Below are 16,504 nucleotides of genomic sequence, written 5' to 3' on the forward strand. Positions count from 1 at the left end.
CGGCGTCAGAACAGCGTCGGCGCGTGCTCTTCGAGGGCTCCCTCGAGGCCGAGCAGGAACCGCTTGCGCTCCAGGCCGCCCGCGTAGCCGGTGAGGCTTCCGTCGGCGCCGACCACGCGATGGCATGGCACGGCGATCGACAGCGGGTTGTGCCCGACGGCTTGGCCGACGATCCTGGCCTGCGACCGGTCGCCGAGCTGCTCGGCGATGCCGCCGTACGTGACTGTCTCGCCATACGGGATCTGCCGCAGGATGCCCCAGACCCGCTCCTCGAAGTCGCTCCCATTGGCCCGCATCGCGAAGTCGAGCGTGTCGCGCCGGCCGTCGAGGTAGTCGCGCAGCTGCTCCACCGCTGCTGCGATGGCCGGGTCGGAGCTGTGCGGCACCTCAGGTCCGAAGGCGGAGCGATCGGGCTTCGTCCAATGCCCCGGGTAGTAGATACCGACGACGGCGTCGTCTTCCGCGACGATCGTGATCTCGCCGATGTGCTCCGAGATCTGCGGCGCCGTGATCGTGGCGTGCCGGATGCTCATGCTGAACTCCTCGCGTTCGTTCCTCTTTCATTGTGCAGACGCCCGCGGTGCCTGAAACGTGAGGCCGTACGCTGAAACGCATGGGATTCGACGCCGCATTCGACCTGGTGAACGAGTGGGTGGAGTCGGGCCGCATCCCGGGTGCGGTGCTCGGCGTGCTCGACCTGGATGAGCCCGAGCCGCAGGTGCGCGCGGTCGGGCTCGCGCAGCGCGAACCCGACGAGCGCCCCATGACGGCCGGCACCTGGTTCGACCTCGCGTCGCTGACGAAGGTGATCTTCACGACGCCGCGCATCCTCGATGCTGCTGCTGCGGGCATCCTCGACCTCGACGCGCCCGTCACTCAGGTGCTGACCGAGCTGCGGCAGTTCGACCCGGATGCCTGGCAGCGTCGCATCACTCTGCGGGACTGCCTGACGCATGCGAGCGGTCTGCCCGCGACGTTCCCGGTGTACACGTACGGCACGGACCCCGACCAGCTGCGAGCGTTCGTGATCCAGCGGGACTGGCCGCACGGGGACCCCGCCTACTCCGACCTCAACTACATGCTTCTCGGCTTCGTGCTGGAGCGCCTCGCGGGGGCGCGCATCCGCGACCTCGACCCCGGTGAGGGGTTCGCGTGGTCGGCCGATCCGGCGCAGGCGGCGGCGACCGAGTACTGCCCGTGGCGGCGACGGATGCTTGTGGGCACGGTGCACGACGAGAACGCGGCTGCGCTGCAGGGTGCCGGGCATGCCGGCTTGTTCGGCACTGCGGCATCCGTGCTCGGTTTCGCGCGCGGGCTGCTGGACGGCACGGGCGCGTCGCAAGAGTCGGTCGAATTGATGCGCACCCCGGTCGGGCCGCGGCGCACCTACGGGTGGGAGCATCCGTACGAGGGCTGGTCGGGCGGCGAGGCCTGCAGCCCCGCCACCATCGGTCACACCGGCTTCACGGGCACCGGGCTCTGGATCGACTTCGACGCCCGCCGCGCCTGGACGCTGCTGACGAACCGCGTGCATCCCACCCGCTGGTCGGACAGCGGTGTGATCGAGCTGCGGCGCCTGGTCGGCGACGCCCTTTATGCGTAGTGGCCTTACAGGGCCTCGAGCACCATCGCGGCGCCTTGACCGCCACCGCCGCACAGTCCCGCCGCGCCTACGCTGCCGCTTCCGGCCTGCTGCAGGCGCCGCGCGAGGTGCCCGACGATGCGGGCACCCGATGCCCCGAGCGGATGCCCGAGCGCGATGGCCCCGCCGTCGGTGTTCACAATCGCCGGGTCGAGACCGAGCTCACGCGTGGAGTGCACCGACACCGCGGCGAATGCCTCGTTGATCTCGACGGCGGCGAGGGCGGATGCCTCGACGTGCGCCTTGCGCAACGCGGTGGCGATCGCGTTCGAGGGCTGCGAGTGCAGCGACGTGTCGGGACCGGCGACGAACGACGAGGACACGATCCGAGCGAGCGGCTTCACCGACAGCTCGACGTCGTCGCCCACGATGATGAGCGCAGCTGCGCCGTCCGTGATCTGCGACGAGTTGCCCGCCGTGATGGTGCCGTTGTTCGCGAATGCGGGGCGCAGGGCCGACAGGCTCTCCGCCGTCGTGTCGGCGCGCAGTCCGTCGTCGGCGGAGTAGGTCGTCGCGCCCTTGCGGGACGGCACACCGTACGGCTCGATCTCGCCGGCGACGAACTCGGCGGCGGCCCCCAGGCGCTGGTGGGAAGACGCGGCGTAGGCATCCTGCTCCTCGCGCGTGATGCCGAGCTTGCTGTTGTACTCCTCTGTCGAGGCGCCCATCGAGACGTGCTGGAAGGCATCCGTCAGCCCGTCGTGCTCGAGCGTGTCGACGAACTCGATCGCGCCGTACTTCTGCCCCATTCGCGACCCGGACCACGCGTGCGGCGCCAGCGACATCGACTCTTGGCCGACGACCGCGACGACGTCGGCCTCGCCGTCCTCGATGAGCTTGGCGGCCGCGGCGATCGCGAGCGTGCCGGAGAGGCAGACCGCGTTCAGCGTGATCGCGGGCACGGTCATCGGGATGCCGGCCTTCACCGCCGACTGTCGCGCCGGGTTCTGGCCCGCTGCGGCCTGCACCACCTGTGCGCCCTGCACGATGTCGATCTGCTCTGGGCTGACGCCCGCTCGCGCCATCGCGGCCTTCAACGCGTGGGCGCCGAGTTCGACAGCCGGGACGGATGCGAACCCGCCGTTGAACCGAAGGAAAGGAGTGCGCGCGTACGACGCGATGAGCGCCGAGCGGCCTGATGAATTCGTCATTGAATGTCCTCGTGGGAGACCGATGTGCGACACCGCGCCGGCTCATGGCACGGCCGCGGCTTCGATTCGAGGATAGCCGGATGCCCTGAGCCTGCTGCGCCACTGGTGGCGCTGCTCGGCGCCGCGGCATGGCTCGCGTGCCGGCCGCCGCATCCCGTTATGCCGTGCGTGCCTTCAGCAGGTCGGCGCGCTCCGGGTGCTGGTCGAACCACTGCGCCACGTACCAGCACATCGGCACCACGTGATAGTCCGTGTTGTGCTCGACGTCGTTCACGGCGAACTCGACGATCTTGCTGGCCAGGCCGCGTCCGCGCAGGTTGGGATTCGTGAACGTACGCGTCATCGAGAGCGCGTCGCCGAGCACCGTGTAGTCGACGACGCTCGCGATCTGGCCGTCGACGCGGAGTACGTAGCGGTGGGCATCCGGTTCGTGCGCGTATTCCTCGGCCATGTCCTCAGGCTATGTCGCCCGCCGCAACCCGGTGTCCGACAGCTCGGCGCGCGCCCGGCGGATGTCGTCTCCCGACAGCTCGATGTGCGCCCGGCGTAACGTGAGCAACGACCCACAGAAGGAGCCGCCGATGACCGACCTGCCCGCCACGCACGAGACGCTTCTCGCCCGCATTCCGATCCCGTCCGGAGCCAGCCTGGAGGCATCCACGATCACGTACGGCCATGACGGCACCGAGCTCGAGGGATATGTCTCCCACGACGCGGCGGCCGGCGAACCGAGGCCGGGCGTCGTCGTGGTGCCGGACTGGCTCGGAGTGGGCCCGAACGCCGAGATGCGCGCACAGATGCTCGCTCGGCTCGGCTACGTGGCCTTCGTCGCCGACATCTACGGAGCGGATGTGCGGCCCACTCACGAGGAGGCATCCGCTCTCGCAGGCCGCTACTACCAGGACCTCCCGCTGCTTCGCGCCCGGGTGCAGGCCGCGTACGAGACACTCGCCGAGTTGCCCCAGGTCGACGAGTCGCGCATCGCCGTGATCGGGTACTGCTTCGGGGGATCCGCGGCGCTCGAGTTCGCGCGCACCGGGGCAGACATCCGCGGGGTCGTCTCCTTCCACGGACGCCTCATCACGCACGATCCGAGCGATGCGGATGCCATCCGCGCCAAGCTGCTCGTGCTCACCGGCGGCGTCGACCCCGTCGTGCCCGACGAGGCGGTGCACGCGTTCCAGGACGAGCTGCGGGCGGTGCCGGACCTCGACTGGCAGGTCGTGACATACAGCGGCGCGCCGCACGCATTCACCGTGCCCGGCGAGAACTTCCGCCCGGTGGCGGATGCCCGCAGCTGGCAGGCCCAGCTCGACTTCTTCGACGAGATCTTCGCCTGAGCGACGGGAGAGTCCGATGCCGGTCGAATCGCGCGCCGCGTTCTCCGCGAGAGGTTCCGTCGAGGGCGGTGCTGCAAATTGCGTATTTTGCAGCATCGCCGAAGGCGAGACATCCGCCCGCGAGGTTTACCGCGACGACGACTTCGTGGCGTTCCTCGACGCTCACCCGGTGTTCCCGGGTCACGTGCTGATGGTGCCGAGGCGGCACGTGCAGACCTACGACGAGCTGCCCGAGGAACTCGCCACGCCGTGGCTGCGTACCTCACAGGCGCTCGAGCGCGCCGTGGAGAGCGCCATGGATGCCGATGGCTCGCTCCTCATCGTCAACAACGTCGTCTCGCAGTCGGTTCCGCACCTGCACCTGCACGTCATCCCGCGCTCGAAGGGCGACGGCTTGCGCTTCTGGCTCGGGCCGCGGCACGCGTACCCGTCCCAGGACGAAGCGGATGCCGTGGCCGCTCGCATCCGGGCAGCCCTCGCCTAGGCCGCCTCCCGATTACGAGCACCTTCGTTCCGCCTGATATAGTCGTCAGGTTGATCAGGCAGCGAAACCGCCGGTCGACGCCGTGCGCGCCATTAGCTCAACGGATAGAGCATCTGACTACGGATCAGAAGGTTGGGGGTTCGAATCCCTCATGGCGCACAAGTGATTGAGGCGAGAGAGACGGAAACTTGCTTTCGTCACCGAGGCGATTGAGCTTGTCGAGCCGCGCGCGGCTCGCACACTGTGTTGAGACAGTAGAAGCCCCCGGAATCACGCGGAAGTCGAGCGTGAGCCGGGGGTTTTGTTTTGCCCGATGGAGGGAACGCTGCGATGAGTGCCGAGCACGTGGGTATCGTCTGGAATCCGTCGAAGACCAGCAGAGAAGACCTGGAGGCCGCGCTCTCGCGTGAGTCGAAGGTCTCGTGGTTCGAGACGAGCGAACGGGACCCTGGTCGCGCAGCCACGGCGGAGGCGCTCGACGCCGGAGCGCAGCTCGTGCTCGCCGCGGGTGGCGACGGCACGGTCCGGGCGGTCGCCGAACACCTTGCCGAGACGAACGCGGAGGTCGAGCTCGGCGTCATTCCGCTGGGCACCGGCAATCTTCTCGCCCGCAACCTCGGCGTGCCCCTGAACGATCTGTCCGCCGCGTTCGCTCGTGCGCTCGAGGGGAGCGCGAAGCCGATCGACATCGGATGGGCCGAAGTCACCATGGAGGGTGGCGCCGAACGGTATGCGTTCGCGGTCATGGCCGGCTTCGGGATCGACGCGCACATGATCACCGAGACGAACGACGATCTCAAAGACAAGGCCGGCTGGGTGGCCTACGTCGAGTCCCTAGGACGCGCTCTTTCCGCGAGCGAGGTGATCGGCATCCGGATGGAATTCGACGGGACCGAGGTGACGGAGGAGCAGGCGCACACGGTGATCGTCGGCAACTGCGGCACCCTGCAAGGCGGCCTGAATCTGCTCCCCGACGCCGATCCGGCCGACGGCCAGCTCGATCTCCTGATCCTGAACGCGGAGGGAATCGCGGGCTGGGCCGACACGCTGCGCAACTTCGCATGGCACAACGGACTGAAGCGGCTCATGACGCCCGGCGACGACGCCGCCGAGAGCAGCGACAGCACCACACATCGACGCGTCACTTCGCTCACGATCGAGCTCGATGAGCCGCGCGTGTTCGAGGTCGACGGCGACGACCTCGGGGAGACCACCCGGATCGGGATCAGTATCCAGCCGGACGCCGTCCGCATCCGGTAGCGCATTCACTCCGAAACCGTCACCCTCACGGTGTGGTGGCCCGTGATACCGCCCGGAACATGCACGTCTGAGCGCGTCACGTCGCGTCCATCGACGGAGACTGAGAAGCGCTCGCCAGGCTCGACGGTGACGTCGAGAATCGCATCGCGATACAACAGGTCGAGTGCGGTCACGATCTCGCGCTCCGGTCGCGACGGCCTGAAGCTGAGGCCCGCTGCCTGCGGCCTCATGCCGAGCAGCCCGAAGTGCACGAGGCGGAGAAAGGATGTCGCAGACCACGTCTGATCCGGCTCGCTGTTCCAGAGCCGGCCGCACTGCCAGCCACCGCTCGGATTCCCGGTGAGCGCGTCGTACACCTCGTCGAATCGGCCGCCGCTGTTGCTGACCAATACGCGGAAATCCTCGAGTACACGGGTGGCGCCGCCCGCGTCGCCTGTCACCGAGGAGGCGAGGCCCACGAGTCCCATGACCATGGGCCAGCACATGGCGTTGTGGCGTCCGGGCCGCTCATCCGAATACCTGTCGGCGAAGTGAGGGACGACATTCACCGCCCCAGCCGGACCCCGCCCCACTGAACCGAGCACCGCGGGCGCCGCACCCGGCGGCGCGACGCCGAACATCGTCGCGAGAGCGAGACCCGCGGCCTCCCTGTGCCGGTCAAGGGTGCCCGCGAGATCGCCGGAACCGTGCACGAAGTATCCGAAGGTATCGCCGTCTGCGAGATGGCGGCGGATGGCGTCGGTGAGGTGATCCGCCCGGTCGGCGAAGTCGCAGGCATCCTCGCCCAATGCTCGGGCCATGTCGTCGAGACAGCGGTACGCCGCCACGTAGAGCACGTTCGTCGACAGGGCCATGATCTCGTGGGCTTCGGGATAGTCGAGCACGAAGGAGCTCGGCTCATCGCTCGTCGCGGGTGGGGTGGGAAGCCCCGAGATGCCGTCCTGCATGAGCGCCGGCCCCGCGTAGAGACCCCATGGTGGCCGGAAGCGGTCGCGGTGAAGGATCTCCACGGTGGCGCGTCCCACGTTCCATGCCGTCCTGAGAAAGCCGACGTCTCCGGTCGTAGCGGCGAGATCCGAGGCGGCCAGTACCCATACGATCTGATCCCACCACTGGTCATCCTGAGCCACGGCCGGTCTGCCGTCGGGAAGTCTGTCGCAGACGCGCAGGAGCGTCGCTCGCGCGATGTCAGGCCTGAGGATGCTCGCCGCGCCCCAGCTGTTGAGCGCCGCGTCGCGGGTCCACGGATCTGCGTAACCGCCGCCGGCTCGGACGAAGGTGCCGATGGCGTCCTGTACGACGTTGCGATCCAGTGTCTCGACCGCGCTGTCGTAGAGCGGCCCGAGCCACGGCCGGGTCGTCGAAGCGACTTCCATATGACCATGATGTCAACGTTGACAATTCGATGTCAACGCTGTCACACTCATTGCCGTGGCCGAAGTCCCGGCTCACGAGTCCACTCGATGAGGAGCTCTCACAACGATGAGGTTGCGACGCAGTACATGAACACCTTCGAGGAGTCGCTCTCCCACCAGGTCGACTTCCAGAGCGCACCTACTACGACCCCGGCACGGCTTTCCAGATGCTCGTGCAGGTCGACTTCACCCTGCAGAGAAAGCACCACCGAACCATGCATAGCAGTCCCCAGCGCGTGATCGACCGCGCCCGCCGCGTACTCCGCGAACGCGTCCGCCCCGCGACCGAAACGGCCGTGGTGCCGCTCGACGTCACCGTGCGTGCGCTTCCGGGCGAGCCGGAGCCCTTCGTCAGCGCAACTGCGCCGGCCGAGGCGTTCCGGCCTGCTGCGGTCGGCGACCCGTGGGGGCCGGCATGGACGACGAGCTGGTTCCACCTGACCGGGACGGTGCCGGCCGGGTGGGCCGATGCCGTGACACGCGCGGAGCGGGCGCGCGAGCGTCTCGCGTCCACGGCGCCGACCCTCGTGGCGATGATCGACATCGGGTTCGAACCGGACTCGGGTCCCGGATTCCAATGCGAGGGCCTCGTGCACAGCCGCGACGGCGCGATCGTCAAGGGCATCCACCCGCGTTCGCAGTGGGCACCGCTTCGCCTCGACGAGCCCAGCGTCGACCTGTGGGTGGAGGCCGCGGCCAACCCCGACATCGCCGCGGCCCAGTTCCGGCCGACGCACCTCGGCGACGGGCTCGCAGCCGACGGTCCTCCGCTCTATCGGCTGGTCAGGGCCGACATCGTTCTGCTCGACCCCGAGGTGCAGGCGCTCGAGGTCGACCTCGACGTCTTGCTCGGCTGGGCGGAGGAGCTGCCCGCCGAGCGCCCGCGCCGTGTGCGCCTGCTGGCAGCGCTCGACCGGGCGTGCGATGCCCTCGATCTGGATGACGTCGCTGGTACCGCGAGCGCAGCGCGCGCGGTCCTGGCGCCGGAGCTGAAGCGAGGGGCAGACAGCAGTGCCCACCGGCTTGCCGCGATCGGGCACGCACACATCGATTCGGCTTGGTTGTGGCCGACGCGGGAAACGATCCGCAAATGCACTCGCACCTTCTCGAACGTGCTCGATCTGATGGACCGGTATCCGGAGTTCCGGTTCGCGTGCTCTCAGGCGCAGCAGTATGCGTGGATCGAGCAGACGCATCCGGAGCTGTTCGCCAGGATCAAGGATGCCGTCGCTCGCGGGCAGTGGATCCCGGCCGGTGGCATGTGGGTCGAGTCGGACACGAACCTCCCGGGCGGGGAAGCACTCGTGCGCCAGATGCTGCACGGCAAGCGCTACTTCGCGGACCGGTTCGGATTCGAGCCGGAGGAGGTCTGGCTGCCGGACTCGTTCGGCTACACGGCTGCTCTCCCGCAGATCGCGGCGCTCGCAGGCTACCGATGGTTTCTCACCCAGAAGCTGTCGTGGGGGAACCCGAAGAACAAGTTCCCGCATCACACGTTCCGCTGGCAGGGGATCGACGGCACGACGCTGTTCAGTCACATGCCGCCGGTAGACAGCTATCTGTCGGAACTGACCCCACGCGAGCTGCAACACGCCACATCCAACTTCCGCGACCACGGGGGAGCGACGATGTCGATCGTGCCGTTCGGGCACGGCGACGGCGGAGGCGGACCGACCGTCATCATGATGGAGCGGGCGCGGCGTCAGGCAGACCTGGAAGGGTCGCCGCGCATCCAGCACGCCACACCTGAGTCGTTCTTCCGAGCGGCCGAGGCCGAGTACGCCGACGCCCCGGTGTGGGTGGGCGAGCTGTACCTCGAAGGCCATCGCGGCACGTACACCTCGCAGGCAGCGATGAAGCAGGGCAACCGCCGCAGCGAGCACCTGCTGCGCGAAGCCGAACTCTGGAGCGCCACCGCTACAGCCCGGCTGGGTATCCCGTACCCGTACGACGAACTCGACCGCTTGTGGAAGACGGTGCTGCTCCAGCAGTTCCACGACATCCTGCCGGGCTCCTCGATCGGATGGGTGCACAGGCAGGCGGCGGAGAACTATGCGGCGGTTCGCACCGAGCTCGAGGCGCTCATCGAACACGCACTCGAGGCGCTGGCAGGGCACGGCACGAGCGTCGTCGCGTTCAACGCAGCCTCCGTTCCGGCTCTCGGCGTGCCCGCTCTCAGCGCCGCCACCCCCGGCCAGGACCCTGACCTGTCGGCGGTCGCGGTGCGACAGGAAGAGGGACTCACGATCCTCGACGGCGGCGCCCTGCGCATCACGATCGACCAGACAGGGGCGATGCCCAGCGTCATCGACGTGCGACGGGCGCGGGAACTGGTGCCGGAAGGCGGCCGGATCGGCGAACTGGTGCTGCACCAGGACCTGCCCAACGCGTTCGATGCCTGGGACGTCGACGAGCACTACCTCGGAACGGCGCAGGTGCTGGAGGAGGTCGACGACCTGCGGGTGGACCGGAACGAGGACGGCTCAGCCACGGTCGTCGTGCATCGTCGCTTCGGGCGGTCCTCCGCCATCCAGCGCACGACGCTGCGACCGGGGCAACGCGAGATCGACTTCGAGATCGAGGTCGACTGGCACGAGGCGGAGCGTTTCCTCAAGGTCGCCTTCCCGCTCGACGTGCGAACGGACACATCCACCTCCGAGATCCAGTTCGGCCATGTGCAGCGCCCCACGCACGGGAACACCACCTGGGACGCCGCGAAGTTCGAGATCTCCGCGCACCGCTGGGTGCACGTCGGTGAACCCGGATTCGGCGTCGCGATCGCCAATGACTCGACGTATGGGCACGACGTGCGCAGGCGCGAGCCGGCGGGCGGCGGTCTGCCGGGCACAAACGTCCGTCTGTCGCTGCTGAGGGCTCCGCGGTATCCGGATCCGGAGGCCGATCAGGGTGTGCACCGGTTCGCCTACCGACTGGTGAGCGATGCGACCATCGCAGACGCCGTCGCCGCCGGGCATCGGCTGAACCTGCCGCTGCGCGAGCGCATCGGAGCTGGTCCCGTGGATCCGATCATCCGGGTCGATGGCGCGGGCGTCGTCGTGGAGAGCGTCAAGCTCGCCGAGGACCGGTCCGGCGACCTCGTCGTACGCCTGTACGAGGCACTCGGTGCCCGCACGAGCGGCACCGTCAGCTGGGACATCGACTCTGCGGGCGCGTCGGTGGTCGACCTGCTCGAGCGCACGCTCGAGCACCTTCCCCACGAGGGAGGCACCGCATTGCTGCAGTTCCGTCCCTTTCAGATCATCACGCTCCGGATCCACCGGAACGACCGGCTCGAGGAGGAGAACGGATGACACGGGCCACCATCGAAAGCATGCCGGCGCCGCCCGCGCGGACGCTGGCGAGAGGGCGGGTGAGGTCGCCCGGCCTGTCGGCGAAGAAGCGACGGGATGCCCTCGCCGGCTACCTCTTCATCTCGCCGGCCATCATCGGGCTCGTCCTGTTCGTCGGCTACCCCATGGTGACGTCGCTGTATCACTCCTTCACCGAGTGGAACGGGCTCACGCCTGCCAAGTGGATCGGTTTCGACAACTACGTCGAGATGTTCACGACCGACCCCAAGTTCTGGCCTTCCATCGAGGTGACACTGCTCTGGGTCGTCATCTCGGTGCCGGCCACGATCGCCGCCGGGCTGGCTCTTGCAGTGCTCGTCAATCGTTCGCTTCGCGGCGTGAAGCTCTTCCGCACGATCTTCTACCTGCCGGTCGTGCTCCCCGCGGTCGCGGTGCTCACCCTGTGGAAGTACATCTACGACCCGACGTACGGGCTCGCGAACCAGGTTCTGCGCGCGCTCCATCTGCCGACCAGCATGTGGCTGGGCGACTCCCATGTCGCACTTGCGTCCGTGCTCATCGTGGGCGTGTGGGGCGTGGGCGGCACGATGATCATCTTCCTCGCCGGGCTCCAGGCGGTACCCGTCGAGCTGACGGAGGCCGGGAAGGTCGACGGCGCGGGGGCGGTCCGCCGGTTCGTCCAGATCACCCTTCCGATGATCGGACCCATCCTGTTGCTCCAACTCGTGCTGCAGCTCAACGGCGCGTTCCAGACATTCACGCAGGTGGCCATCCTCACCAAGGGCGGGCCGGGAACGTCGACCGACCTGCTGATGTACAAGATCTATTCGGACGGGTTCGCGAACTTCATCGCGTCCCCGAACCTCGGGTACGCCACGGCAGAGGTATGGGTCCTCTTCCTGATCGTGATGATCGTCACGTTCGGGATGCTCCGGCTCACTCGGGGGCGCTTCTCCGCCGGAGGTGAGGCATGACATCCGTCGCAGCCCGCAACGTTCGTTCGTCCTTCTCGCAGCGGGTGCCGATCGTGGTCTCGCGCATCGCGTGGTACCTGCTGTGCTCGCTGCTCGCCGTCTCGATGCTGCTGCCGCTCGTGTGGATGCTCAGCATCGCGCTGAAGTCGAACGGCGACATCAACCAGCTGCCGCCCACCTTCTTTCCCAAGGAGTTCCAGTGGTCGAACTTCGTGACCGGGCCGAACATGATCGACTTCTACCGGCTGCTCCTCAACACCGTGATCGTCACCGTGCTGTCGACCGTCGGTGCCGTCATCAGTTCGATGGTGGTCGGCTACGGGATCTCGCGGATCGAGTTCCCCGGGCGCAAACTCTGGTTCGCGCTCATCTCCGGCAGCCTCTTCGTGCCCGGCATCGTCGGCCTCATCCCCCTGCAGCACCTGTACATCTCGCTCGGGCTGATCGACACCTGGGTTCCGCTCATCCTTCCCGCGTTCTTCGGCAGCCCGGTCTTCGTGTTCCTGGCCAGGCAGTACTACCAGTCCATCCCGCGCTACCTGGACGAGTCCGCGCTGCTCGATGGTGCAGGGCACTGGACCATCTTCACGAAGATCATGCTGCCGATCACCAAACCGGTGTCGATCACCATCGCGATCATGTCGTTCCAGTTCGCGTGGAACGACTACCTCAACCCGCTGGTGTACCTGCAGACGGGATCCAAGTTCACCCTCTCGCTCGGCATGGCCTCGTTCCTCGGGGACACCGCCGGATCTCAATACAACTACTACATGGCGACCAACCTGCTGTTCATGCTGCCGCCGCTCATCCTGTTCTTCCTCGCCCAGCGCTACTTCATGGAGGGCATCGGATCCCTGGGGACCATCTCGAAATGAACCGGCGTCACCCCCAACCCACCACCACATCCACTCGAAGGAGAGTCACATGCATCGCTCACGCATGACCGCCGCGTTCGCGGCAGTCGCACTGACCGGCCTCGCACTGGCCGGCTGCAGTTCCTCATCGAACGGCTCAGGATCGTCCGGCGCAAAGGTCTCGTACATGACCTGGGAGACGACGACAACCAATGCGGCGCTCGACGCCACGATGAAGAAGTTCGAGAAGTCTTCGGGCATCACCATCGAGCGCGACCCCGCACCGAACTCCGACTACGCGCAGAAGCTCGCGAGCCTCATCCTCTCCAAGAAGGCGCCCGACTTCTTCTGGTGCACCACGGCGGAGGCGCAGAACCTCGCATCGGAGGGCCTGCTCTACGACTGGTCGTCGAAGCTCGACTCCGGCGACGGCCTCAAGAGCAGCGGGTTCGCGCCCGGCTCGCTCGCGATGTGGAAGACCACTGACGGCAAGCTCGCCGGGGTCCCCACCCTGGCCAACACATACGGCTTCTTCTACAACGCCGACACCTTCAAGGCGGCCGGCCTGGACGCCCCGAAGATCGGATGGACGTGGGATGACCTGTACTCCGACATCGCCAAGCTGAAGGAGAAGAACCCGTCGAGCACGCCGCTGGTCAACCAATGGCCGCTGCTGGACAGCATCCAGGGTGCTTCCGCGTACTCCGTTGCGAACGGCGGCAAGCCATTCGTCGACAGCTTCGTGCACGCCACCCGGGTGCAAGCGGACTCCACCTTCAAGGCGGGCACGCAGAAGTTCGTGGATGCGATCAAGGCGGGGCAGATGACGAACCCCGACTATGACGCGACCAACGCGATGGCGGCGTTCTCCAACGGCAGCATCCCGCTCATGTTCGGCGGCCAGTGGCTGCAGAACTTCATCAGCCCCAACAAGCCGAAGTTCAACTGGGGTTTCGCGCCCTGGCCGGTCGGCTCGAAGGCGAACGTGCAGCCGATCGAAGCGAACGGCGTGTGCTCACCCGCCACACTCAAGAACCCGGATGCCGTCTGGAAGACGATCTCGTACATGGACACGACCGGATTCAACGATGCGATGAAGAAGGAGCCGGTGGCGCCCATCGCATACACGGCAGGGAGCAAGGGGTATTACGCGGCTCTCGCGGCCAACGGCGATGCCGCGTCGGCGAGCATCGCGGCCACCGCGAAGTACGAGCTCGGCGCCAAGCAGAAGTTCATCACGCAGTTCCTCGATGCCTGGTCGACGAAGGCCGGCGACATCGGGACGACGTCGTGGAACCCGATGCTGGAGGGCAAGACGAGCCTCGATGCGGGAATCGCCTCTACCGTCTCCGGCATCAAGGGGCTCATCAAGAAATGACCGCAGCACCGCCGATCGACTTTCCGTTCGGCCCGTTCTCCCCGGCCGAGCACAATCCTGTGCTCCGGCCGGGGAGGCACGCATGGGAGTCGAGCAACGTCTACAACCCTGCCGCGATCGTCGTCGACGACCGCATCGCGCTTCTCTATCGAGCGCACGCCGACGACATCGTGTCGTCCCTGGGCCTGGCGTTCAGTGACGACGGATTCGCCTTCGACACCGAGCCGGAACCGGTGATGGTGCCAGAGCACGACTGGGAGCGATACGGATGCGAGGACCCCAGGCTGGTGTTCATCGACGGTACGTATTACTGCACCTACACGGGATGGGACAGGCACACGGCCCGGCTATGCCTGGCGACATCCTCCGACCTGCGCAACTGGGAGAAGCACGGTCCCATCGTTCCAGGGATCAACACGTTCTCGGGCGTCCGCGAGACGCCGGGTGAGGAGTGGAGCAAGGGAGGGGTCATCCTTCCCCAGCAGATCGACGGTCGCTGGCTCATGTGGTTCGGCGAGGGCAATGTGCACGTCGCGTACTCGACCGATCTGCTGCACTGGGAGGCGAACCCGGAGCCTGTGCTCAGGCCGGAGCCCGGCACATTCATGGGCGACCTGGTGGAGACCGGACCTCAGCCCGTCATCACCCGAACCGGGCATGTGCTGCTCATGCACAACAGCGCCATCGTGCATGCCGTCGACGACGTGCGGTACGCATGCGGACAGATTCTCATCGACCCGCACCGTCCCGACCGCGTCGTCGCGAAGCTCACCGAGCCCTGGCTGGAGCCGTCGTCGCCTGAGGAGCGGCATGGGCTCGTCGACGATGTCACCTTCGTCGAAGGGCTCGTGTTCCACCGCGGTACGTGGTTCGCCTATTACGGACAGAGCGACACGACAATCGGCGTCGCCACCTTCACCCCTCACGACAAGGAAGCCGCATGACGATCACCCTCAACCCCGGCAGCACCGTGATGTTCACGGGAGACTCGATCACCGACTGCCAGCACCTCGAGATCGAGCAGCCGCTCGGATGGGGATACCCGCTGCGGATTGCGGGCGAGTGGGGCCTGCGGCATCCGGAGCGTGCGATTCGATGGCTGAATTCGGGCATCGCCGGGAACAAGGTCATGGACCTCGAGGGGCGGTGGCAGCGGGATGTGCTGGATGCGGAACCCGACGTCGTCTCTGTACTGGTCGGCATCAACGATGTCGGCTGGCATACCTACGCGCCCGACGGCTACGTGATCCCGGTCGGGGACTACGCGGCCGGCTACGACCGTCTGCTCGCACCGCTCGCGGAGCGCGGCGTGCAACTGATCCTCATCGAGCCGTTCCTGCTCCCGCTGGATGCGGCGCAGAGAGCGCAGCGGGACGATCTCGATCCGAAGATCCAAGCGGTGCGGGACCTCGCCAGGCGATACGGGGCGCACCTGCTCGCGGCGGATGGGATGTTCGCCGAGCTCGCGGCGACCACGGGGCCGGAGTACTGGGCTGCGGACGGCGTTCATCCCACTCCGGCGGGGCACGCGGCACTGGCCGCAGCATGGCTTCGACTCGTCGCCTGAAGCGGGGTATTTCCCGGTTCTCGGGTGCCCGTCAGCTGGGTTTGCGCACGACGAGCTTGGCCGGCACCACAGCCCGCTGCACCGGCCTAGCCCTGTCTTGCAGCCGATCGAAGAGGAGCTGCGCTCCGACGCGGCCCACCTCGTAGGGGTCGCTGTCGATGACGCTCACCCCGAACTTCGGCGCGAGCGGGAAGTCGTCGAAGCTCAGAACGTCGACGAGTCTCCGATCGTATCCATCGCTGAGCAGCAGCCCCGTGCAGAGCCGGTTGTTGTCAGTGAAAACGGCAGTGGGTGCATCCGGCATCGCCAGCAGCGATTCGGCGGCTACCCGGGCCTCGCCCTCGGTGACGAGGCCGTCGCGCACGATCGACATGTCGAGCGGGATGCCTGCAGCCTCGAGCCCTGACCGGTAGCCCTGCCACCGTTCGAGGGCCCCGCTACCGGAGAGTGGATGCCCGAGGTAGCCGATGCGACGATGGCCTCGCGCCACCAGCATGGCGATTCCATCTCGCGTGGTCTGCTCGTTGGTGGTGGTGACGGAATCGAGCAGACCGTCGAGCCCGGGCGGCGGCGAATCGACGAACACGATGGCGGCGCCGTAAGACACCTCATCCACCAGGTAGCCGAGGTCCGCGCTGATCGGGGCGACGATGAGACCGGCGACCCGGTGCGCGAAGAACTGGCGGATCACCCGGTGCTCGAGTTCCTCATCGTTCTGCGCGTCACCGGAGAGCACGAGGTGGTGGTGCTGTGCCGCGACCGAGTAGATGCCCCGGAGCATCGGTGCGAAGAAGGGGTTGGTGAAATCGCCGAGGGTGACGCCGACCGTGGTCATCGACTGGTCTTTGCGCCGTAGCCCGGCCGCGATGTCGTTGAGCTGAAAGCCCAGCCGTTCCGCTTCCGCGAGTACGCGAGCGCGGGTTTCATCACGCACCGGCCCGTCGCCGCGGATTGCGCGTGAGGCGGTCTTGATGCTCACCCCAGTGGCCTCGGCGATGTCTTGCAGGCGCGGCCGGCGTCGTGGGCCGCTCTTGCTCGCGGACGGCTCCCGGGTAGTCATGCTCCGATGTTAGTGCCAACGATGACATCGACCCCGGAACAATGCCTCGGTGTCGGCGGCGGCGCGGT

16 protein-coding genes and 1 tRNA gene are annotated in these 16,504 nt (G+C 67.2%); 11 read left to right on the forward strand and 6 right to left on the reverse strand.

Annotation, left to right across the window (positions count from 1 at the left end; translation table 11 throughout):
* Window positions 1–5: 5 nt before the first annotated feature.
* Window positions 6–533 carry a methylated-DNA--[protein]-cysteine S-methyltransferase gene (locus ACYVII_RS14055; protein ID WP_460536117.1) on the reverse strand — a complete coding sequence of 176 codons (528 nt, stop codon included), beginning with the start codon at window positions 531–533 and terminating at the stop codon, window positions 6–8.
* A gap of 80 nt (window positions 534–613) precedes the next feature.
* Here ACYVII_RS14055 and ACYVII_RS14060 point away from each other — a divergent pair, with 80 nt between their 5' ends.
* A complete protein-coding gene (locus tag ACYVII_RS14060) occupies window positions 614–1,603 on the forward strand; it encodes a serine hydrolase domain-containing protein (RefSeq protein WP_460536119.1) in 990 nt (329 codons plus the stop codon).
* Between the two features lie 5 nt (window positions 1,604–1,608).
* Here the strand turns inward: ACYVII_RS14060 and ACYVII_RS14065 are convergent, their stop codons facing one another.
* Both ACYVII_RS14065 and ACYVII_RS14070 read right to left on the reverse strand, forming a co-directional pair.
* Window positions 1,609–2,793 carry an acetyl-CoA C-acetyltransferase gene (locus ACYVII_RS14065; RefSeq protein ID WP_460536121.1) on the reverse strand — a complete coding sequence of 395 codons (1,185 nt, stop codon included), beginning with the start codon at window positions 2,791–2,793 and terminating at the stop codon, window positions 1,609–1,611.
* A gap of 157 nt (window positions 2,794–2,950) precedes the next feature.
* Window positions 2,951–3,244: a GNAT family N-acetyltransferase gene (locus tag ACYVII_RS14070; protein WP_460536124.1), complete on the reverse strand. Its 294-nt coding sequence runs from the start codon at window positions 3,242–3,244 to the stop codon at window positions 2,951–2,953.
* A gap of 130 nt (window positions 3,245–3,374) precedes the next feature.
* Here ACYVII_RS14070 and ACYVII_RS14075 point away from each other — a divergent pair, with 130 nt between their 5' ends.
* The 4 genes from ACYVII_RS14075 to ACYVII_RS14090 all read left to right on the forward strand — a co-directional run bounded on the left by ACYVII_RS14075 (window position 3,375) and on the right by ACYVII_RS14090 (window position 5,877).
* A complete protein-coding gene (locus tag ACYVII_RS14075; RefSeq protein ID WP_460536127.1) occupies window positions 3,375–4,133 on the forward strand; it encodes a dienelactone hydrolase family protein in 759 nt (252 codons plus the stop codon).
* Window positions 4,134–4,149: 16 nt separating this feature from the next.
* Window positions 4,150–4,617, forward strand: a complete 468-nt coding sequence (locus tag ACYVII_RS14080; protein ID WP_460536129.1) for an HIT family protein — start codon at window positions 4,150–4,152, stop codon at window positions 4,615–4,617.
* A gap of 86 nt (window positions 4,618–4,703) precedes the next feature.
* Window positions 4,704–4,776 (forward strand) — tRNA-Arg (locus ACYVII_RS14085).
* 171 nt (window positions 4,777–4,947) lie between these two features.
* Window positions 4,948–5,877, forward strand: coding sequence for a diacylglycerol/lipid kinase family protein (locus tag ACYVII_RS14090; protein WP_460536131.1), 930 nt, complete (start codon window positions 4,948–4,950; stop codon window positions 5,875–5,877).
* Between the two features lie 5 nt (window positions 5,878–5,882).
* Here ACYVII_RS14090 and ACYVII_RS14095 read toward each other — a convergent pair whose 3' ends face one another.
* A complete protein-coding gene (locus tag ACYVII_RS14095) occupies window positions 5,883–7,253 on the reverse strand; it encodes a glucosidase family protein (protein ID WP_460536133.1) in 1,371 nt (456 codons plus the stop codon).
* Window positions 7,254–7,351: 98 nt separating this feature from the next.
* Entirely contained in the window at window positions 7,352–7,498 is a 147-nt protein-coding gene (locus tag ACYVII_RS14100) for a hypothetical protein (protein ID WP_460536136.1), read from the reverse strand.
* 9 nt (window positions 7,499–7,507) lie between these two features.
* On the opposite strand from ACYVII_RS14100, the gene ACYVII_RS14105 reads away from it, so the two are divergent.
* The 6 genes from ACYVII_RS14105 to ACYVII_RS14130 are packed head-to-tail and all read left to right on the forward strand — an operon-like array spanning window position 7,508 to window position 15,376.
* The gene (locus ACYVII_RS14105) at window positions 7,508–10,603 is read left to right on the forward strand and encodes an alpha-mannosidase (RefSeq protein ID WP_460536138.1); all 3,096 of its coding nucleotides are present in this window, start codon (window positions 7,508–7,510) and stop codon (window positions 10,601–10,603) included.
* Entirely contained in the window at window positions 10,600–11,577 is a 978-nt protein-coding gene (locus ACYVII_RS14110; protein ID WP_460536140.1) for a carbohydrate ABC transporter permease, read from the forward strand. The genes ACYVII_RS14105 and ACYVII_RS14110 overlap by 4 nt, the downstream gene beginning before the upstream one ends.
* Window positions 11,574–12,452: a carbohydrate ABC transporter permease gene (locus tag ACYVII_RS14115; protein WP_460536141.1), complete on the forward strand. Its 879-nt coding sequence runs from the start codon at window positions 11,574–11,576 to the stop codon at window positions 12,450–12,452. Before ACYVII_RS14110 ends, ACYVII_RS14115 begins: the two co-directional genes overlap by 4 nt.
* Before the next feature lie 49 nt (window positions 12,453–12,501).
* On the forward strand, window positions 12,502–13,809 hold the full coding sequence (locus ACYVII_RS14120) for an ABC transporter substrate-binding protein (protein ID WP_460536144.1): 1,308 nt from the start codon (window positions 12,502–12,504) through the stop codon (window positions 13,807–13,809).
* Complete coding sequence (locus ACYVII_RS14125; protein WP_460536146.1) at window positions 13,806–14,753, forward strand: glycoside hydrolase family 130 protein; 948 nt, start codon at window positions 13,806–13,808, stop codon at window positions 14,751–14,753. The genes ACYVII_RS14120 and ACYVII_RS14125 overlap by 4 nt, the downstream gene beginning before the upstream one ends.
* Window positions 14,750–15,376 carry an SGNH/GDSL hydrolase family protein gene (locus tag ACYVII_RS14130; RefSeq protein WP_460536148.1) on the forward strand — a complete coding sequence of 209 codons (627 nt, stop codon included), beginning with the start codon at window positions 14,750–14,752 and terminating at the stop codon, window positions 15,374–15,376. The genes ACYVII_RS14125 and ACYVII_RS14130 overlap by 4 nt, the downstream gene beginning before the upstream one ends.
* A 31-nt stretch (window positions 15,377–15,407) precedes the next feature.
* Here the strand turns inward: ACYVII_RS14130 and ACYVII_RS14135 are convergent, their stop codons facing one another.
* Complete coding sequence (locus ACYVII_RS14135) at window positions 15,408–16,436, reverse strand: LacI family DNA-binding transcriptional regulator (protein WP_460536151.1); 1,029 nt, start codon at window positions 16,434–16,436, stop codon at window positions 15,408–15,410.
* Window positions 16,437–16,504: the final 68 nt, after the last annotated feature.

The sequence above is a fragment of the Humibacter ginsengiterrae genome (assembly GCF_054780115.1).